The 19,507-nt window shown below is 65.3% G+C and carries 19 protein-coding genes; 14 read left to right on the top strand and 5 right to left on the bottom strand.

The genetic code is table 11. The features are described from left to right. Positions 1-103: 103 nt before the first annotated feature. From pcnB to panD, 6 genes are read left to right on the top strand one after another with little or no spacing between them, the layout of a single operon-like run. The gene (gene pcnB, locus WNM05_RS16425) at positions 104-1,459 is read left to right on the top strand and encodes a polynucleotide adenylyltransferase PcnB (RefSeq protein ID WP_434628837.1); all 1,356 of its coding nucleotides are present in this window, start codon (positions 104-106) and stop codon (positions 1,457-1,459) included. Next, entirely contained in the window at positions 1,456-1,944 is a 489-nt protein-coding gene (folK, locus tag WNM05_RS16420) for a 2-amino-4-hydroxy-6-hydroxymethyldihydropteridine diphosphokinase (protein WP_434628835.1), read from the top strand. Before pcnB ends, folK begins: the two co-directional genes overlap by 4 nt. Before the next feature lie 21 nt (positions 1,945-1,965). After that, positions 1,966-2,601, top strand: coding sequence for a deoxynucleoside kinase (locus WNM05_RS16415; protein WP_434628833.1), 636 nt, complete (start codon positions 1,966-1,968; stop codon positions 2,599-2,601). A 50-nt stretch (positions 2,602-2,651) separates the two neighbouring features. Beyond that, positions 2,652-3,440, top strand: coding sequence for a 3-methyl-2-oxobutanoate hydroxymethyltransferase (panB, locus tag WNM05_RS16410; protein WP_434628832.1), 789 nt, complete (start codon positions 2,652-2,654; stop codon positions 3,438-3,440). Between the two features lie 19 nt (positions 3,441-3,459). Beyond that, a complete protein-coding gene (gene panC / locus WNM05_RS16405) occupies positions 3,460-4,293 on the top strand; it encodes a pantoate--beta-alanine ligase (protein WP_434628830.1) in 834 nt (277 codons plus the stop codon). A gap of 24 nt (positions 4,294-4,317) precedes the next feature. Further along, on the top strand, positions 4,318-4,698 hold the full coding sequence (gene panD / locus WNM05_RS16400) for an aspartate 1-decarboxylase (RefSeq protein ID WP_011135189.1): 381 nt from the start codon (positions 4,318-4,320) through the stop codon (positions 4,696-4,698). 71 nt (positions 4,699-4,769) lie between these two features. On the opposite strand, the gene WNM05_RS16395 is transcribed toward panD, so the two are convergent. Further along, on the bottom strand, positions 4,770-5,561 hold the full coding sequence (locus tag WNM05_RS16395) for a substrate-binding periplasmic protein (RefSeq protein WP_434628827.1): 792 nt from the start codon (positions 5,559-5,561) through the stop codon (positions 4,770-4,772). A 151-nt stretch (positions 5,562-5,712) separates the two neighbouring features. Between WNM05_RS16395 and WNM05_RS16390 the strand changes: the two genes are divergently transcribed. Beyond that, complete coding sequence (locus WNM05_RS16390; protein WP_434628825.1) at positions 5,713-6,123, top strand: GFA family protein; 411 nt, start codon at positions 5,713-5,715, stop codon at positions 6,121-6,123. 49 nt (positions 6,124-6,172) lie between these two features. Here WNM05_RS16390 and rraA read toward each other — a convergent pair whose 3' ends face one another. Together rraA and aceA are read right to left on the bottom strand one after the other, a co-directional pair. Then, a complete protein-coding gene (rraA, locus tag WNM05_RS16385) occupies positions 6,173-6,664 on the bottom strand; it encodes a ribonuclease E activity regulator RraA (protein WP_434628824.1) in 492 nt (163 codons plus the stop codon). A 146-nt stretch (positions 6,665-6,810) separates the two neighbouring features. Beyond that, the gene (aceA, locus tag WNM05_RS16380) at positions 6,811-8,109 is read right to left on the bottom strand and encodes an isocitrate lyase (protein WP_434628822.1); all 1,299 of its coding nucleotides are present in this window, start codon (positions 8,107-8,109) and stop codon (positions 6,811-6,813) included. Positions 8,110-8,552: 443 nt separating this feature from the next. On the opposite strand from aceA, the gene grpE reads away from it, so the two are divergent. From grpE to dnaJ, 3 genes are all read left to right on the top strand, one after another. Beyond that, positions 8,553-9,089, top strand: coding sequence for a nucleotide exchange factor GrpE (gene grpE, locus WNM05_RS16375; RefSeq protein ID WP_434628820.1), 537 nt, complete (start codon positions 8,553-8,555; stop codon positions 9,087-9,089). A 122-nt stretch (positions 9,090-9,211) separates the two neighbouring features. Beyond that, entirely contained in the window at positions 9,212-11,134 is a 1,923-nt protein-coding gene (gene dnaK, locus WNM05_RS16370) for a molecular chaperone DnaK (RefSeq protein WP_434628818.1), read from the top strand. Positions 11,135-11,260: 126 nt separating this feature from the next. Continuing rightward, positions 11,261-12,385 (top strand): molecular chaperone DnaJ, encoded by a 1,125-nt coding sequence (gene dnaJ / locus WNM05_RS16365; RefSeq protein WP_434628816.1) that lies wholly within the window; start codon positions 11,261-11,263, stop codon positions 12,383-12,385. Between the two features lie 124 nt (positions 12,386-12,509). Here dnaJ and WNM05_RS16360 read toward each other — a convergent pair whose 3' ends face one another. Further along, complete coding sequence (locus WNM05_RS16360) at positions 12,510-13,598, bottom strand: porin (RefSeq protein WP_434628814.1); 1,089 nt, start codon at positions 13,596-13,598, stop codon at positions 12,510-12,512. Between the two features lie 474 nt (positions 13,599-14,072). On the opposite strand from WNM05_RS16360, the gene hemB reads away from it, so the two are divergent. From hemB to tdh, 4 genes are all read left to right on the top strand, one after another. Next, positions 14,073-15,077 (top strand): porphobilinogen synthase, encoded by a 1,005-nt coding sequence (gene hemB / locus WNM05_RS16355; protein WP_434628813.1) that lies wholly within the window; start codon positions 14,073-14,075, stop codon positions 15,075-15,077. Between the two features lie 75 nt (positions 15,078-15,152). Further along, a complete protein-coding gene (locus WNM05_RS16350; protein WP_434628811.1) occupies positions 15,153-15,356 on the top strand; it encodes a hypothetical protein in 204 nt (67 codons plus the stop codon). Positions 15,357-15,482: 126 nt separating this feature from the next. Next, the gene (locus WNM05_RS16345) at positions 15,483-16,682 is read left to right on the top strand and encodes a glycine C-acetyltransferase (protein WP_434628810.1); all 1,200 of its coding nucleotides are present in this window, start codon (positions 15,483-15,485) and stop codon (positions 16,680-16,682) included. Between the two features lie 168 nt (positions 16,683-16,850). Then, a complete protein-coding gene (gene tdh, locus WNM05_RS16340; RefSeq protein ID WP_434628808.1) occupies positions 16,851-17,876 on the top strand; it encodes an L-threonine 3-dehydrogenase in 1,026 nt (341 codons plus the stop codon). 49 nt (positions 17,877-17,925) lie between these two features. On the opposite strand, the gene WNM05_RS16335 is transcribed toward tdh, so the two are convergent. Then, positions 17,926-19,476 carry a methyl-accepting chemotaxis protein gene (locus WNM05_RS16335; RefSeq protein WP_434628806.1) on the bottom strand — a complete coding sequence of 517 codons (1,551 nt, stop codon included), beginning with the start codon at positions 19,474-19,476 and terminating at the stop codon, positions 17,926-17,928. Positions 19,477-19,507 lie beyond the last annotated feature (31 nt).

The raw sequence follows: 19,507 nt of genomic DNA, 5'->3' as shown, positions 1-19,507 counted from the left end.
ACAGGAGGGAAGCGATGTGTATTTTCCGCAAAGATTCGGGCTATAATCGCGGCCTCGAATCCCTAATCTTGCGAATCCAGCATTCCAAGTCACAATCTTCCACATGATCCGCAAGCTAATCCGTAAAGTCCTGGAACTGCCGATGGGCAAGCGCCGCGGCAAGCCGCGCGTCTATCCGCTGCCGCAACACGGCATACGCCGCGACCAACTGAGCCAGGCGGCGCTGCGCGTCACCTCCCGCCTGCAGGAAGCCGGCTACGCCGCCTACGTGGTCGGCGGCGCGGTGCGCGACCTGATGCTGAGCGTGTCGCCCAAGGATTTCGACGTGGCCACCAACGCCACGCCGGAGCAGGTCCACCATCTGTTCCGCCGCTCCCGCATCATCGGCCGCCGCTTCCGCATCGTCCACGTGATGATGGGCCCGGAAACGATAGAGGTGACCACCTTCCGCGGCGGCAGCGTCGACGACACCAACGAAACCGGCCGCATCATGGCCGACAACAGTTTCGGCAGCCAGGAGGAGGACGCGCATCGCCGCGACTTCACCGTCAACGCGCTGTTCTACGATCCGTCCGACGAGACCGTCATCGACTACCACAACGGCGTCAGGGATCTGCACGCCAAGAAGCTGGTGATGATAGGCCAGCCGGCGCGCCGCTATCAGGAGGATCCGGTGCGCATGCTGCGCGCGGTGCGGCTGGCGGCCAAGCTCGGCTTCGAGATCGACGCCGACACCAAGAAACCGATCCGCGCCCACGCCCATCTGTTGAAGAAGGAGCCGCCGGCGCGTTTGTTCGACGAGCTGCTGAAGCTGCTGCTGTCCGGCCACGCCTACGCCTGCCTGAAGAAGCTGCGCGAGGAGGGCCTGGCCCGCGGCGTGTTCCCGCTGCTGGACGCGGTGATGGACGACAAGGGCAGCGACGACGCCTTCCTGCGGCTGGGCCTGGACAGCACCGACGCCCGCCTGCGCGCCGACAAGCCGATATCGGTCGGCTTCCTGCTGGCCACGCTGCTGTGGCGCCAGGTCAACCAGGGCTGGCAGCGCCGGCTCGCCGCCGGCGAGAAGAGCCTGCCGGCGCTGCTGGCGGCCATCTCCGACGTCGAGTCCGAGCAGGACAACGATTTCGCCATCCCGCGCCGCTTCAGCGTGACCATGCGCGAAATCTGGACGCTGCAGGCCCGTTTCGACAGCCGCAGCGGGGCCCGCCCGTACCGCTTCCTCGAGCAGCCGCGCTTCCGCGCCGCCTACGATTTCCTGGCCCTGCGCAGCGAGGCCGGCGAAGTGCCCGCCTCGCTGGTCGAGTGGTGGGAGCGCTTCCAGCGCGCCGACGCCGACGAGTGCGAGCGGCTGATTGCCGAGGTCAAGGACGCCGGAGGCGACGAGCCGGCCAAGAAGCGCCGTCGCCGGCGCAGCGGCGGCCGCCGCAAGGACGGGGGCGGACTGGAGAGCGTCGAGTGACGCTGGCCTACGTCGCTCTGGGTAGCAACCTGGAGCAGCCGGACCGGCAGGTGAGGGCCGCGCTCGCGGCCCTTGGCCGTTTGGCCGGCACCGCGCTGCTGCGCCATTCCTCGCTATACCGCACCGCGCCGGTCGGTTACGCCGACCAGCCCGATTTCATCAACGCGGTGGCGCTGCTCGACACCGCGCTCCCGCCCGACGCGTTGCTGGACGAGCTGCTGGCGCTGGAACAGCGCTTCGGCCGCGAGCGCAGCTTCCGCAACGCGCCCAGGGTGCTGGATCTGGATCTGTTGTATTACGAAGGCATCTTTCTGGAAGGCCCCAGGCTGACCCTGCCCCATCCGCGCATGCATCAGCGCGCCTTCGTGATGGCGCCGTTGGCCGAGATCGCCGCCGGGACGACGCTGCCCGGCGTCGGCGACGTGTCGGCGCTGGCCGCCGCCCTCGGCGCCGACGGCATAGAGCGGCTGGATGCGGCCGACTGAAACCGACAAGACGGGAATCGTATGAGTCAATTGCGTTACGTGGTGGTCGAGGGACCGATAGGCGCCGGCAAGTCGTCGCTGGCCCGCCGGCTGTCCGAGTACTGGGGCGTGCAGCTGAAGGCCGAGGATCCGGCCGCCAATCCGTTCCTGCCCCGCTTCTACCGCAATATGCCGGCGCACGCGCTGTCCACCCAGCTGAGCTTCCTGCTGCAGCGGGCCGACATCGCGCGCGAGATGCTGGCGGGGGATCTGCAGGCCGCGCCGCTGGTGTCGGATTTCCTGTTCGACAAGGACCAGCTGTTCGCCCGGCTCAATCTGGACGAGCACGAACTGGCGCTGTACCAGCGGCTGGCGCCGCAGGCGCTGCCGGAATACCCGGTGCCCGACCTGGTGATCTATCTGCAGGCGTCGGAGGACATCCTGCTGCAGCGGGTGGCCGCGCGCGCGGTCGACTACGAGGTGAACTTCCCCGAGGGCTATCTGAAGCGCGTGCATGCCGGCTACAGCGAATTCTTCCACCAGTACGAATCGGCGCCGTTGCTGATCGTCAACACCGACCACCTGAATCTGGTGGACGGCGACGAGGACTTCGAGTTATTGATCCGCTGCATTGCCGAAATGCGCGGCCAGCGCAGCTATTTCAACAAGAGCGTCTGACCGGGGCATCCCCGCGCGGCGCCGCAGATGGAACACGAGGAAGTCGAGAGATGAAAATAACCGTCAACACCTTGCACAAGCTGGCCGAGGAAGGCCGGAAAATCACGATGCTGACCTGCTACGACGCCAGCTTCGCCAGCCTGCTGGACGAGGCCGGCGTCGAGATCCTGCTGGTCGGCGACTCGCTGGGGCCGGTGGTGCAGGGCGTGGACTCCACGCTGCCAGTCAGCGAAGAGGACATGCTCTACCACATCCGCTGCGTGGCCCGCGGCGCGAAGAACGCGCTGATCCTCGGCGACATGACGTTCGGCGCCTACCAGCAAAGCCCGCAGCAGGCCTTTGCCCACGCCGCGCGCCTGCTGCAGGCCGGCGCCCACATGGTCAAGCTGGAGGGGGGCGCCTATATGGCCGAGACCACCCGCTTCCTGGTGGAGCGCGGCATCCCGGTGTGCTCGCACATCGGCCTGACCCCGCAGTTCGTCAACGCCTTCGGCGGCTACCGCGTGCAGGGCCGCGGCGACGACGCTCAGCGCATCGTCGCCGACGCCAGGGCGCTGGCCGAGGCCGGCGCCAGCCTGGTGTTGATGGAGTGCGTGCCGGCGGCGCTGGCCAAAGAGATCACCGAAACCGTCAAGGTGCCGACGATAGGCATAGGCGCCGGCGTCGACGTCTCCGGCCAGGTGCTGGTGCTGCACGACATGCTGGGCGTGTATCCGGGCAAGAAGGCCAAGTTCGTCAAGAACTTCATGGACGAGGCCGGCAGCATCCAGGGCGCGGTCGAAGCCTATATCAAGGCGGTGAAGGACAAGACCTTCCCGTCCGAAGAGCACACTTACTAAGCCCGGAAGAGAACGAGAGATGGAAATCATCCGTACCGTGGCCGAGATGCGCGCCTGGCGCAAGCAGGCGGGCAGGCTGGCTTTCGTGCCCACGATGGGCAATCTGCACGAGGGGCATCTGAAGCTGGTGGCCGCCGCGCGCGAACAGGCGGACAAGGTCGTCGTCAGCATCTTCGTCAACCGCTTGCAGTTCGGCCAGGGCGAGGACTTCGACGCCTATCCGCGCACCTTCGAGGCCGATTGCGACAAGCTGGCCGCCGCCGGCGTCGACGCGCTGTTCTTCCCGACCGAGCGCGAGCTGTACCCGCGCGTCAGGCAGGACTTCAACGTCGAGCCGCCGCACATCCAGAACGAGCTGTGCGGCGCCTTCCGCCCCGGCCACTTCCGCGGCGTCGCCACCGTGGTGACCAAGCTGTTCAATATCGTGCAGCCGGACCTGGCCTGTTTCGGCAAGAAGGACTACCAGCAGTTGCACGTGATCCAGGCGATGATAGACGATCTGAACTCGCCGATCGAAATCGTGCCGGTGGACACCGGCCGCGCCGACGACGGCCTGGCGCTGTCGTCGCGCAACGGCTACCTGTCGGCCGAGGAGCGTGCCGAGGCGCCGCGGCTGTACCGGAATCTGTCGGCGATCCGCGATGGCCTGCTGGCCGGCAGCCAGGATTACGCGGCGCTGGAGGGAGCGGCGCGCGCCGATCTGACGGCCGCCGGCTGGACGGTCGATTACGTCGAGGTTCGCCAGGCCGACACGCTGGAAATCGCCCATGCCGGCGAGAAGCGGCTGGTGGTGCTGGCCGCCGCGCGGCTGGGCAAGACCCGTCTGATCGACAATATCGAAGTGTTCCGCTGAAACGGAGCGACAAGGAAGACCATCATGCAACGCAATATGCTGAAATCCAAGCTCCACCGCGTGACCACCACGCACGCCGAGCTGCATTACATCGGATCCTGCGCGATAGACGAGAACCTGCTGGAAGCGGCCGACATTCTCGAGTATGAAGAAGTGCAGATCTGGAACGTCACCAACGGAGAACGCTTCGCCACGTACGCGATCAAGGCAGAGCGGGGCTCCGGCGTGATCTCGGTCAACGGCTCGGCCGCGCGCCGCGCCGCGCCGGGCGACCTCTTGATCATCGCCTCGTTCGCGCAGTACGAGGACGCCGAGCTGAAGGGCCACTCGCCGAAGCTGGTCTTCGTCGACGGCGACAACCGCCTGACCGAGGTGAAGGGCGCCACGCCGACCCAGCCGGCCTGATAGCCTGCGTTTTCACCATCGCCGCGGGGCAGTCGGGAGGCTGTCCGCGGCGATTCGCTTCTGGACGCCGCCTAGCGCTTCACGTATTTGGCCAGCAGCCGGGCCAGCTGTCCGGAGCGGCGCATCGCTTCCAGTTCCTGGTCCACCAGCTGCCTTAGCTGCTCGCCGCTGGGATTCTTGCGGCTGAATATCATGTGAAACGGATTGGCGTTGGCGCCCGGCAGCGGCGCGCGGCCGATGGACGGGTCCCCGATGATATCCAGGGCGCCTATGCTGGAAAGGCCCGCCATGACTTCGTAGTCTTCAGCGAACACGTCCAGCCTGCCGGCTTTCATCATTTTGACCAACTCGGGATAGCTGGCTGCTCGCACCATCCTGTCCTTGTCTACCGTAGCCAGATTCGAGTAGGCATAGCCTTTGATGCCGCCCAGCCGGTATTGATTGAGATCCGCCTGGCTGTCCAGCTTCAGTCCCTGGGGAAAACGATCCTTGGCGTAGAACACGTAGTAGTGGGTTTGATAGTAGGGCGCGGAAAACAGGAAGCGCTGCTCCCGTTCCGGATTCTTGCTGGCGCTGAGCGCCATCACGTAGTTCTCTCCGGCCTCTATCGACGCCAGGCAGCGTTTCCACGGCGGCAGCGTGATCGTGAACGGAATGCCGTGCTTGCCGAGGATGGCGCCTATCACTTCGACCGAGTAGCCGGTGATTTCCGTCGTGGGCTTGCCGTCGACGCGGCGGTAGTAGGTGAACGGCGGCCATTCTTCGCCGTCGTCGCAGATGTGAACCACCGACGGGGCGGGCGGCTGGGCCGACGCGGCAGCGATGGCCAGGCAATGGCAAAGGGCGAGAAGCAGGCGGCGCATGGCGGTCTCCAACGACGATATCTCATTGTATGTGGCGGATATCGGCGCCGCCTGTCCGGTGGCTTAGGGTTTTTTTGCACTTGCAGCATGGCTGAGGCATAGTGAAATGGAGATGCGGCTAATGCCGCATGCCTATCCTGGGAGAGCGTCGATGAGCATAGGCCTGACCGGGGGCTGTCTGTGCGGCGCGGTGCGCTACCGCTTGCGCGGCACGCCGTTCCATATCACCCATTGCCACTGCCGCAGTTGCCGGCGCGCCAGCGGCGCCGCCTTCGTCACCTGGTTCACGATGCGGGTGCACGAGCTGGAGTGGCGCGGAGAGAAGCCGACGCAATACCATTCCTCGGCCGCGGTGTCGCGGGGCTTCTGTCCGCACTGCGGCTCCACGCTGACCTATTTCCACGAATCCGATCCGGAAGAGATAGACATCACGGCCGCCTCGCTGGACACGCCGGAAATCCTGGTGCCGGAACACCACACCTGGTGGGAGCAGCGGCTGGAGTGGGGCACCGCCAACGCGCAGGGCGTGTTGCCGGTGCACCCGCGCAGCGGCGGCTACTGAGAGCCTGTTCAAGGTCTTTGCGCGGCCCCGAGACGCTCGAAAAGATCGTCTAAGCCCCCTCAGGGACCAGTTCGCGGGGGCTGATGATGACGCCGTCCTCGTCTGCGTACAGCCAGTGGCCCGGCAGGATGTCGCAGCCGGCGACGCGCAGCGGCAACGCCCGCTGGCCAGCGCCGAGCTTGACCGACTTGCGCGGGTGCGCCGCCAGCGCCTTGACGCCGAGAGGCAGCCTGCCCAGCGCCGCGCTGTCGCGGACGCAGCCGTCCAGCACCAGCCCGGCCCAGCCGTTCGTCACCGCCAGTTCCCCCAGTTGATCGCCCAGCAGCGCGCAGCGGCGCGAGCCGCCGCCGTCGACCACCAGCACCCGGCCGTGTCCGGCCTCGTCCAGCATCGTGCGCACCAGGCTGTTGTCCTCGAACAGCTTCAGCGTGGCGATGGGGCCGTGGAAGCGGACCTTGCCGCCGAATGACTGGAAGATGGGTTCCAGCACCTGGATTTCCGCGCCGAAGGCGTCGCACAGATCGGTGGTGGCCAGGCTCATATCGTGTTTCCTCCATATGGAAATGCCGCCCGGCCGTGAGGCGGGGCGGCACCGCCCGCGGGGTACGCGGGCCGATCAGTGGCCGCTTGTGGCGGCAATGCGGCCGGCAAGGCGCCGATGCTGAGCGCGCTGTCGGCCGACCACTTTTAGTGGAACTGCTCTTCCTCGGTCGAGCCGGTCAGCGCGGTGACGCTGGAGGCGCCGCCCTGGATCACGGTGGTGACGTCGTCGAAATAACCGGTGCCCACCTCCTGCTGGTGCGACACGAAGCTGTAGCCGCGGTCGCGGGCGGCGAACTCCGGCTCCTGCACCTTCTCGACATAGGCGGACATGCCGCGCGCGACGTAGTCCTGCGCCAGGTCGTACATGTTGAACCACATGCTGTGGATGCCGGCCAGCGTGATGAACTGGTATTTGTAGCCCATCGCGCCCAGTTCGCGCTGGAAGCGGGCGATGGTGGCGTCGTCCAGGTTCTTTCTCCAGTTGAACGACGGCGAGCAGTTGTAGGCCAGCAGCTTGCCCGGATGCTTGGCGTGGACGGCTTCGGCGAACTGACGGGCGAACTCCAGGTCCGGCGTGCCGGTCTCGCACCACACCAGATCGGCGTAGTCGGCGTAGGCGACGGCGCGGCTGATCGCCTGCTCCAGGCCCTTCTTGGTCTTGTAGAAGCCTTCGGCGGTGCGCTCGCCGGTCAGGAACGGCTCGTCGTTCGGGTCGACGTCGCTGGTCAGGAGGTCGGCCGCCTCGGCGTCGGTGCGGGCGATCACCAGCGTCGGCACGCCGTAGACGTCGGCCGCCAGGCGCGCGGCGATCAGTTTCTGGATCGCCTCCTGCGTCGGCACCAGCACCTTGCCGCCCATGTGGCCGCATTTCTTCACCGAGGCCAGCTGGTCCTCGAAGTGCACGCCGGCGGCGCCGGCGCGTATCATCGACTTCATCAGCTCGTAGGCGTTCAGCACGCCGCCGAAGCCGGCTTCGGCGTCGGCGACGATGGGGGCGAAGTAGTCGACGTAGCCGCTATCGCCCTTTTCGAGGCCTTTGGCGTGCTGGATCTCGTCGGCGCGGGTGAAGGTGTTGTTGATGCGCTCGACGACCTTGGGCACCGAGTCCACCGGGTACAGCGACTGGTCCGGATACATCGCCGAGTATTCGTTGTTGTCGGCGGCGACCTGCCAGCCGGACAGGTAGATCGCCTTGACGCCGGCCTTGACCTGCTGCATCGCCTGGCCGCCGGTCAGCGCGCCAAGACAGTTGATGTACGGCTCGTGGTTGACCAGCTGCCACAGTTTTTCGGCGCCGCGGCGGGCCAGCGTGTGTTCGATCTGCAGCGAGCCGCGCAGGCGCTCGACGTCGGCGGCGCTGTAACCGCGCTTGATGCCTTTCCAGCGCGGATTCTCGTCCCAGTCCTTCTGGATGGCTGCAATGCGTTGTTCGCGAGTCGTCATGTTTGGAACCCTTCTCGAAACGTTTCTGTGCTCGCCGGCCGGGGCCGGCGTCCTCATAGCGGTAAAGCGCATCCGGTTTTCCGGATTTTTGTCGAAACCGGGCGGGATCGGCCCGATTTATCTCGGCCGCCGGCAGCGCGCCGTTGCGGCGCCGCGGCGGTTTGCTGCGTGGCGTGGGCCCATTATAAGCACAAAAAAAACGCGTTGTGTGCAGTGCAACACAGAAAAAACACTGTGTTTTCATAAGCTAACAAAACGCGGTTTTAAACGAATCGACGATTGCGCGGAAATGATTTCAATGCGAAAAAATGACAGTTGAAATACGCGCATCGCGCGGCGCCGTCTTCGGCCGGAGATAAGCGGAACAGGGCTTGAAATCGCCGCAAAAGTCCCTACCTTGGGTCTGGACATCGATTTAGCCGGTGCAATTCAAAGGAAACGTCATGCAAGAAAATCTGAATCCGGCGGCCGAAGCCGTAGCCGATGAAGCGACCGATGTGGCGCATACCGAGCTGGAGCAGACTCCCGAGCAGCACATCGCCGGGCTGGAAGCCGAAATCGCCGAACTGAACGACACCCTGCTGCGCGCCCGCGCCGAGCTGGAGAACCAGCGCCGTCGCGCCCAGGACGAAGTGGCCGCCGCGCATAAATATGCCATAGGCAAATTCGCTACCGAGCTGGTGACGGTCAAGGACTATCTGGAAATGGCGCTGCTGGACCAGAGCGGCCAGATCGACACGCTGAAGATGGGCGTCGACATGACGCTGAAGCAGCTGGTCTCCGCCTTCGAGAAGGCGCAGATCAAGGACATCGCGCCCAAGGCTGGCGACAAGCTGGACCCGCACCAGCACCAGGCGATGAGCGCGGAAGAGTCCGACGCCGAGCCCAACACCGTCGTGCGCGTGATGCAGAAGGGCTATCTGCTGGCCGACCGCGTGCTACGTCCGGCGATGGTGGTGGTGGCCAAGGCCAAGGAATGAAAAAAGGCGCATGCCGGCCTCTTGAAAAGCAGGGCATAGCCAATATTTATTGAGACAACAGGCTCCGGCTATCGACAAGAACCGCGCCGGACGGAAACGAATCGGAAGAAAGGAATTGAATCATGGGTAAAATCATCGGCATCGACCTGGGCACCACCAACTCCTGCGTGGCAGTCGTAGAGGGCGGCAACCCGAAGGTCATCGAAAACGCCGAAGGCAACCGCACCACGCCGTCCATCATCGCCTACGTCGAAGACGGCGAGATCCTGGTGGGCGCGCCGGCCAAGCGCCAGGCCGTGACCAACCCGAAGAACACCATCTACGCCGCCAAGCGCCTGATCGGCCGCCGCTTCGAGGACAAGGAAGTGCAGAAGGACATCGACCTGATGCCGTTCGAGATCCTGAAGGCCAAGAACGGCGACGCCTGGGTCAAGGTCCGCGACCAGGAACTGGCGCCGCCGCAGATCTCCGCCGAAGTGCTGCGCAAGATGAAGAAGGCCGCCGAAGACTACCTGGGCGAGGAAGTGACCGAGGCGGTGATCACCGTGCCGGCCTACTTCAACGACAGCCAGCGCCAGGCGACCAAGGACGCGGGCCGCATCGCCGGTCTGGAAGTGAAGCGCATCATCAACGAGCCGACCGCGGCCGCGCTGGCCTTCGGCCTGGCCAAGCAGGAAGGCGATCGCAAGATCGCGGTGTACGATCTGGGCGGCGGCACCTTCGACGTGTCCATCATTGAAATCGCCGACGTGGACGGCGAGCACCAGTTCGAAGTGCTGTCGACCAACGGCGACACCTTCCTCGGCGGCGAGGACTTCGACCAGCGCCTGATCGACTACATCGTCACCGAATTCAAGAAGGAGCAGGGCGTCGACCTGAAGCAGGACGTGATGGCGCTGCAACGTCTGAAGGAAGCCGCCGAGAAGGCCAAGATCGAGCTGTCCAGCGCGACCCAGACCGAAGTGAACCTGCCGTACATCACGATGGACGCGACCGGTCCGAAGCACCTGGCGATGAAGATCACCCGCGCCAAGTTCGAAAGCCTGGTCGACGACCTGATCGCCCGCTCGATCGAGCCGTGCCGCGTGGCGTTGAAGGATGCCGGCGTGTCGCTGTCCGACATCACCGATGTGATCCTGGTCGGCGGTCAGACCCGCATGCCCAAGGTGCAGGACGCGGTCAAGGAATTCTTCGGCAAGGAACCGCGCAAGGACGTGAACCCGGACGAGGCCGTGGCCGTCGGCGCCGCGATCCAGGGTTCGGTGCTGTCCGGCGACCGCAAGGACGTGCTGCTGCTGGACGTGACCCCGCTGTCGCTGGGCATTGAGACGCTGGGCGGCGTGATGACCAAGTTGATCCAGAAGAACACGACGATCCCGACCAAGGCGTCGCAAACCTTCTCGACCGCCGACGACAACCAGACCGCGGTGACCATCCACGTGCTGCAGGGCGAACGCGAGAAGGCCGCGGCCAACAAGTCGCTGGGCCAGTTCAATCTGGGCGACATCCCGCCGGCGCCGCGCGGCATCCCGCAGATCGAGGTCGAGTTCAACATCGACGCCAACGGCATCCTGCACGTGTCGGCCAAGGACAAGGCCACCGGCAAGCAGGCCAACATCACCATCCAGGCATCGTCCGGCCTGTCCGAGGCCGAGATCGAGCGCATGGTGAAGGACGCCGAGGCCAACGCCGAGGAAGACAAGAAGCTGCACGAGCTGGTGACCGCGCGCAACCACGCCGAAGGCCTGATCCACAGCATCAAGAAGTCGCTGTCCGAGCACGGCGACAAGATCGGCGCCGACGAGAAGGCCAAGATCGAGGCGGCGCTGAAGGAGGCCGAGGAAGTGGTCAAGGGCGACGACAAGGAAGCGATCGAAGCCAAGGCCGAGGAACTGGCCAAGGCCAGCCAGAAACTGGGCGAGATCATGTACGCCCAGGCTCAGGCCGAGGCCGGCGCCGAAGGCGGCGCGCAGCCGGAAGCCGGCAAGAAGGACGACGGCAACGTGGTGGACGCCGAGTTCGAAGAAGTGAAAGACAAGAAGTAAGCGTCTGGTCTCACTGATAGAGGCACAGGGAATGGCGGAGGCGTCTCCACCGGCCTCTGTGCCTTTGCCGTATCGAGCGACACGGTTGCGCCGGGCTGGGCCGGGCCGACCAGAGAGTGAAAGACAATGTCGAAAAAAGACTATTACGATGTGCTGGGCGTCAATCGCGATGCGTCGGAAGACGACATCAAGAAAGCCTACCGCAAGCTGGCGATGAAATACCATCCGGACCGCAATCCGGACAGCAAGGAAGCCGAGGACAAGTTCAAGGAGGTGAAGGAAGCCTACGAGATCCTGTCGGACGGCCAGAAGCGCAGCGCCTACGACCAGTTCGGCCATGCCGGCGTCGATCCGCAGGCCGGCGGCGGCGGCCAGGGCTTCGGCGGTTTCGGCGATTTCGCCGACATCTTCAGCGACATCTTCGGCGGCGGCCGCGGCGCCGGCGGCGGCGGCGGGCGCTCCAATGTCTACCGCGGCGCCGATCTGCGCTACAACATGGAAATCTCGCTGGAAGAGGCGGCGCGGGGCTGCGAGAAGCAGATCCGCATTCCGTCGCACGAGGCCTGCTCCACCTGCAACGGCAGCGGCGCCAAGCCGGGCACGCAGCCCAAGACCTGCTCGACCTGCGGCGGTCACGGCCAGGTGCGCATGAGCCAGGGCTTCTTCTCCATCCAGCAGACCTGCCCGACCTGCCACGGCAGCGGCAAGCAGATCTCCGACCCGTGCACCAGCTGCCATGGCGCCGGCCAGAAGAAGACCACCAAGACGCTGAACGTGAAGATTCCGGCCGGCGTCGACGAGGGCGACCGCATCCGTCTCGGCGGCGAGGGCGAGCCGGGCCAGAACGGCGGTCCGGCCGGCGATCTGTACGTGGTCACCCACATCAAGCCGCACGCGGTGTTCCAGCGGGACGGCATGGACCTGCATTGCGAGATGCCGATCTCGTTCGCGACCGCGGCGCTGGGCGGCGAAGTGGAGATTCCGACGCTGGACGGCATGGCCAAGGTCAAGATCGCCGGGGAGACCCAGAGCGGCCGCGTCTATCGTCTGCGCGGCAAGGGCGTCAAGGCGGTGCGCGGCAGCGAGTTCGGCGATCTGCACTGCCATGTGATCGTCGAGACCCCGGTCAAGCTGACCGAGCGCCAGAAGGAGCTGCTGCGCGAGTTCGAGGCGATCAGCCAGGGCGATGTCGCCACGCACAATCCCCGCTCGAAGTCGTTCATGGACAAGCTGCGCGACTTCTTCGAGTAAGCGGCTGTCCGATGGCCGCGGCAATCAGCCGGCCCGTGAGGGCCGGCTTTTTTATCGGCGTCGAAAGCGAGACAGCCGCCCCGAGGGGCGGCTGTCCGCACATTCCATGACTTGGCCGTGGCGCTTAGAAGTTGTGCTTCATCATCGCCCAGACGGTGGACGAGGTGTCCTTGGCGTGGTTGTTGGCGAGCTGCGCGTCGCGGTTTTCCTTGATCTGGCCGTAGCCGGCCTGCAGCAGCGTGCGCTTGCTGACGGTGTAGTCGAGCGCGGCGGCCCACTGGGTGGCGCCCAGGCTGTAGCGCACGCCGTCGACCTTGGCGTCGCCGCGCTTGGAGTAGACGACGGACGGTTTGAAGTTGCCGATGGAGTAGGCGAGGTTGACCGCCCAGGTCTGGTTTTCCAGCTTGTTGCCGCCGGCGGCGATGGTCGGGCTCAGATTGGCGATGCCCGGCAGCGCCTGGGCGTTGCCGTACAGCGTCACCCATTGATAGGTGGCGGCCAGGTACAGGTTGTTGGCGTTGTAGCCGCCTTCGATACGGTTGGTCGAGCTGTTGCTGCCGCCCTTGGTGTTCAGCGCGCCGGCATAGGCCCAGGCGCCGAAGAAGCCGCTGTTCTGGTAGGCGAGGCGCAGGCCGATCTTGTCGCCCTGCTTCATCTGGCCGGCGGTCTGGCTTTCGCCGGCGCCGTAGTGGGCGGTGACGTTGAAGCCGGACAGGTCCGGGCTGTCGTAGCGGATGCCGTTCTTGAAGCGGGAGTCGCCGTAGGCGCCGAACACGTCGGTGGCTTCGTACAGCGGGAAGCCGGTGCCCATATTGTCGCGGAACGGGCCGTACAGGTTGTCGGTGGACTCGCTGTCGCCGAGCACGTCGGTCAGGTAGCCGACGCGCAGCTTGCCGAAGCCGCCTTCGACGCCGACGAAGCTCTCGCGGCTGGCCAGTTTGCCGGAGTCGGTGCTGGCGAAGCCGGAGGTGCCGTCCAGTGACAGGCCGGTTTCCACCTGCCAGATGGTCTTCAGGCCGTTGCCCAGGTCTTCGTTGCCTTTGAAGCCGATGCGGCTGCCGAAGTCGTCGACGCCGAAGGTGGACGTATAGTTGTTGGTGCTGTTCTTGGTGCTGGAAATGCCGGCGCGCAGCGAACCGTAAAGGGTCACGTCTGCGTGGGCAAGCGCGGGCACGGCGGCCGCGACGGCGGCGGCAATGATGATTTTTTTCATCTCTATCTCTCCTCTATCCTTTGTTTTTTGAATCTGCCTCTAGGGCACTGGCGCAAGCGGTTTTGCGTCCTTGTCACCAGGTCCGGCAGTGTGTCTTGGCCATAAGTTTGTCGTCAAGAAACATTTCTTAACAGTTTGAAAAGCAGTATATTAATGACGTTAGTATTTTCTCCGAGAAAACCATATTGTTAAGGCAAATTTTTTCAAATCAATGACTTGATGGGCCTTTTTCGGAGGGGTCCGACAAGCCTCGATCGATTTGCTTATTGAGCAAGTTGTAAATGGGGATTTAATGACGATCGGGTGTTGTGTTTTTGCAAATGTCAATGATCGGACAGTGTGCGTAAAGCGCAATCCCGGCCATCGCGCCGGCATGGTAGCCATGAGTAAATGTCAGACCCCGGTCCGCCGTGTCTGCCATGGCGCCGATAATGGGCGTACAATTGACATTGTCTTTATCAGAGGCCAGTCGTCATGATTTTTGCCAATCGCTATTTCCCGGTCACCCGCATGCGCCGGATGCGCAAAGACGAGTTCAGCCGCCGGCTGATGCGCGAAAATGTCGTCACCGCCAATGACCTGATCTATCCGGTCTTCGTCATGGAGGGCAGCGGCCAGGTGGTGGACGTGCCGTCGATGCCGGGGGCGCCGCGCCTGACGCTGGACAAGCTGCTGCATGTGGCGGAAGAGGCGCTGGAGCTGGGCATCCCGATGCTGTCGCTGTTTCCGGTGATCACCGAGGGCAAGGACAACGAGGCGCGCGAGGCCTACAACCCGGACGGCCTGGTGCCGCGCGTGGTGCGTGAACTGAAGAAGCGCTTCCCGGAACTGGGCGTGATGACCGACGGCGCGCTCGACCCGTATACGATACACGGCCAGGACGGCGTGGTGGACGCCAACGGCTATGTGCTGAACGACGAGACCACCGAGATCCTGATCAAGCAGGGTCTGTGCCACGCCGAGGCCGGCGTAGACGTGTTCGGCCCGTCCGACATGATGGACGGCCGCATCGGCGCGATCCGCGAGGCCTTCGAGGAAGAAGGCTTCATCCATACCAAGATCCTGGCGTACTCCGCCAAGTATTCGTCCGGCTTCTACGGTCCGTTCCGCGACGCGCTGGGCTCGTCGGCCAATCTCGGCAAGGCCGACAAGAACAACTACCAGATGGACCCGGCGAATATCGACGAGGCGATCCAGGAAGTGGCGCAGGACCTGGAAGAGGGCGCCGACATGGTGATGATCAAGCCCGGCATGCCTTATCTGGACGTGATCCGCCGCGTCAAGGACACCTTCCATGTGCCGACCTTCGCCTACCAGGTGTCCGGCGAGTACGCAATGCTGAAGGCGGCCTTCCAGAACGGCTGGCTGAACGAGGAGAAATGCATGATGGAAAGCCTGCTGGCGTTCAAGCGCGCCGGCGCCGACGGCATCCTGAGCTATTTCGCGATGGACGCCGCCCGCCTGCTGCGCCGCCGTTGATCGATAATAGGAAGCGATGAGCCGCGCCCTCTGCCCGCATGCGGCAGGGGGCTTTGTTTTTGGGGGAACGATGTCATGGATGTATTGCATTCCACCTGGTTCTGGGGCGCGGTGATCGCCGCGCCGGTCGCCACCGTGGCCGGCATCCTGGCCAGGCTGGCCAGGCGCGAGCCGCCGCCCGACCTGCCGCCCGGCGTCAAGCCGCTGGCCTGGGACGACGAGGACGAAGCGGTTTCCGGAACATCGCATGACGGTGACAAAGCGCCGCCAAAACGCTGACAACTGTCACTGCTGGTCGGAGGAAGGCTGGGCTAGAATGGCTACAGTTTTCCGGTGCGCGCCGCCTGGGGCGGGGCGCGACGCAGTCCGGACGCGCCGCGCGTCCGGCCAATCCAAGGAATGGTCATGAACCACACTTATCTTGCCCATCTGCAGGCCACGCTGGCGCAGATCCGGGCCGACGGCTTCGAGAAGCCGGAGCGCGTGATCGCCACGCCGCAAAGTGCCGGCATCGCGCTGGCCGGCGGCGAGCAGGTGCTGAATTTCTGCGCCAACAACTATCTGGGCCTGGCCGACGACAAGCGGCTGGTGCTGGCGGCCAAGGCCGGCATGGACGAATACGGCTACGGCTGCGCGTCGGTGCGTTTCATCTGCGGCACCCAATCGGTCCACAAGCAATTGGAAAAAGCCGTTTCCGATTTCCTCGGCACCGACGACACCATCCTGTATTCCAGCTGCTTCGACGCCAACGGCGGCGTGTTCGAAACGCTGCTGACGGAGGAGGACGCGGTGATCTCGGACGAGCTGAACCACGCGTCCATCATCGACGGCGTGCGCCTGTCCAAGGCCAAGCGCTTCCGCTACAAGAACAACGACATGGCCGATCTGGAGGCGCAGCTGCAGGCCGCCGAACAGGCCGGCGCCCGCTTCAAGCTGATCGTCACCGACGGCGTGTTCTCGATGGACGGCATCATCGCCAATCTGAAGGGCCTGTGCGAAGTGGCCGACCGCCACGGCGCCATCGTGATGGTCGACGATTCGCACGCGGTGGGCTTCATCGGCGAAAGCGGCGCCGGCACGCCCGAGCTGTGCGGCGTCGCCGACCGCGTCGACATCTACACCGGCACGCTGGGCAAGGCGCTCGGCGGCGCGTCCGGCGGCTACGTCGCCGCGCGCCAGCCCATCGTCGACCTGCTGCGCCAACGCTCGCGTCCGTATCTGTTCTCCAACACGCTGGCGCCGGCCATCGCCGCCGCGAGCATAGCGGTGCTGAACATCCTGAAGAGCGGCGAGGGCGCCGAGCTGCGCGCCAAGGTGCGCCGAAACGCCGAGCTGTTCCGCCGCGAGATGTCCGCCGCCGGCTTCACGCTGGTGCCGGGCGAGCATCCGATCGTGCCGGTGATGCTGGGCGACGCCCGCCTGGCCGGCGAGATGGCCGCCAGGCTGCTGGCCGAGGGCGTGTACGTGATAGGCTTCTCCTACCCGGTGGTGCCGAAGGGCAAGGCGCGCATCCGCACGCAGATGTCGGCCGCGCACAGCGAGGAGCAGGTGAGGACGGCCGTGGCCGCCTTCATCAAGGTCGGCCGCGAGCTGGGCGTGATTTGAGTCATGTAGGGTGGCTTAAGGGCATGGCCCGTAAGCCGCCGATAGCCTAAGCGTGATTTTAACCAAGCAGGATGAATCGGGGTACGGTCCGCAAGCCGCCGCGTCGTACGGCGGCTTGCGCCGCTACCCGGCCAAGCTTCCTTGCATGGCGATAGATTGGATTGAAAAATGAAGGCGCTTGCCAAGCTGAAGGCCGCTCCCGGCCTGGAAATGACCGACGTTCCGCTGCCGGAAGTCGGCCACAACGATCTGTTGATCAAGATCGTCAAGACCGCGATCTGCGGCACCGACATCCATATCTGGAACTGGGACGAGTGGTCGCAGAAGACCATTCCGGTGCCGATGCACGTCGGCCACGAGTACGTCGGCGTCGTCGCCGGCATGGGTTCGGAGGTGCAGGGCTTCAAGATAGGCCAGCGCGTGTCCGGCGAAGGCCACATCACCTGCGGCTATTGCCGCAACTGTCGCGCCGGCCGCCGCCACCTGTGCCGCAACACCACCGGCGTCGGCGTCAACCGCGAAGGCGCCTTCGCCGAATACCTGGTGATCCCGGCCTTCAACGCCTTCCCGATCCCGGACGACATCTCCGACGATCTGGCCTCCATCTTCGACCCGTTCGGCAACGCCGTGCACACCGCGCTGTCGTTCAATCTGGTCGGCGAGGACGTGCTGATCACCGGCGCCGGCCCGATAGGCATCATGGCGGTGGCCATCGCCAGGCATGTCGGCGCGCGCCACGTGGTGATCACCGACGTCAACGACTACCGGCTGGAGCTGGCCAGGAAGATGGGCGCCACCCGCGCCGTCAACGTCGCCCGCGAGGATCTGAAGGCGGTGATGCAGGAACTGCAGATGACCGAGGGCTTCGACGTCGGCCTGGAAATGTCCGGCAATCCGCAGGCCTTCCGCCAGATGCTGGAGACGATGAACCACGGCGGCAAGGTGGCCCTGCTCGGCATTCCGCCGTCCAATACCGCGATCGACTGGAACCAGGTGATCTTCAAGGGCCTGGAGATCAAGGGCATCTACGGCCGCGAGATGTTCGAGACCTGGTACAAGATGGTCGCGTTGATCCAGTCCGGCCTCGACATCAGCCCCATCATCACCCACCACTTCAAGGTCGACGAGTTCGAGCAGGGCTTCGCGGCGATGCTGTCCGGCCAGAGCGGCAAGGTGATCCTGGACTGGCGCTGAGTCCCGCGTCCGTCAGCATGCGAAGCGGCCCCGTAACGGGCCGCTTTTTTCATGCCAGCAGCCGGGAGGGCACGGTGCGGAAGTAGGCGAGCATATTCCGCAGCCGCGTCGCCTGCTCGTTCAGTTGTTCGGCGGTGGCCGACAGCTGCTCGGACGTCGACGCGTCCAGCTGGGTCGCGTGCGACAGCTGGCTGACGGCGACATTGATCTGCTGCAGGCCCTCGCTCTGCTCCCGCGAGGCGTGGGCGATTTCCTGCACCAGGCCGGCGGTCTTGCGGATGGACGGCAACAGTGCCGACAGCGCGGCGCCGGCCTGTTCGGCCATCGCCACGCCGTCGCCGGCCAGCTGGCCGATCTCGCGCGCCGCGCCCTGGCTGTGCTCGGCCAGCTTGCGCACCTGGGCCGCCACGACGGTGAAGCCCTTGCCGTGGCTGCCGGCGTGGGCGGCCTCGATGGCCGCGTTCAGGGCCAGCAGATTGGTCTGGTAGGCGATGTCGTCTATCGCGTCTATCCGGCCGGCGATGTCGCGCATCGCCCGCACCGCGCGCTCCACCGCCCGGCTGCCGTCGCCGGCGCTGGCCGCGGCGTGGCCGGCCATGTCGTCGGTGATGTGGGCGTTTTCCGAGTTCTGGGCGATGGTGGCGGAAATCTGCTCGACCGAGGCGCTGGTCTCCTCCAGGCTGGCTGCCTGCTGCGAGGCGCTCTGGCTCAGCGCCTGGGCCGTCGCCGACACCTGGTCGGAGCTGACGCCCAGCTGTTCGGCGTTCAGCCGCAATTCGTCCATCACGCCGGTCAGCTGCGCCACCATGCGCCGCATCGCCGCCAGCACGCTGCTGTCGTCGCCGGGCCGCAGCCTGACGTCCAGCGACAGGTCGCCGTCGGCCACCCGCTTGGCGATATCGGCGACGACGGCCGGCTCGCCGCCCACCTGGCGGAACAGGCCGACGCCGATGTAGGCGATGGCGCCGGCCAGCGCCAGCAGGCTGACGGCGGCGATGGCGCCGAACCATCGCAGCGTCCGGCGGTAGCTGGCGCCTGTGTCGGCGATCTGCTGCCGCATCAGCTGCTCGAAGCCGTCTTGCACTGCCGCGGCTTCCCGCAACAGCCGCGCCGTCATGTCGCGGTCCATGCCGCGCACCTGGCGGTCCAGCCGCTGGCCGGACAGCCTGTCGTCGACGCGGAAGTCGGCCAGCGCCGCGCGGTAGCGGGCGTTCAGCCGACCGTGTTCGGCGCGGATGGCATCGACGGCCGCGCTGGACTGGCCGCCGTCGCGCAGCGCCGCCGCCGTCTGGTCCAGCCGCTGGTCGACCTCGCGGCTTTCGTCCTCGAAGGCGGCGAGGTAGGCGGCGTAGTCGGCGGCGTCGTTGCCGCGCAGCAGCACGTCCTTCCAGTCCTGCACCTGGATCTTGAAGTGCAGATTGGCCAATTGCAGGTCGCGGTTGATCCCGCTTTGCCGCAGCGCGACGTCCAGTCGTCGTTCGACGTCGCGGTCCATGCCGGCCAGCTGCGCGGCGCCGGCGCCGGCCAGCACCAGGAGCGCGACCAGATTGATCAGCGCCAGCAGCGCCAGTCTGGACTTCATGCTTATCGTGGAAGGCATAGGGTGGTTTCCCGCCGGCAATCATCTATCC

Source organism: Chromobacterium sp. CV08, from assembly GCF_051129845.1.
In the GTDB taxonomy this organism is placed as follows: domain Bacteria; phylum Pseudomonadota; class Gammaproteobacteria; order Burkholderiales; family Chromobacteriaceae; genus Chromobacterium.
Note: the sequence above shows the minus strand (reverse complement) of the source record. Positions and strands in the feature narration are given on the sequence as shown.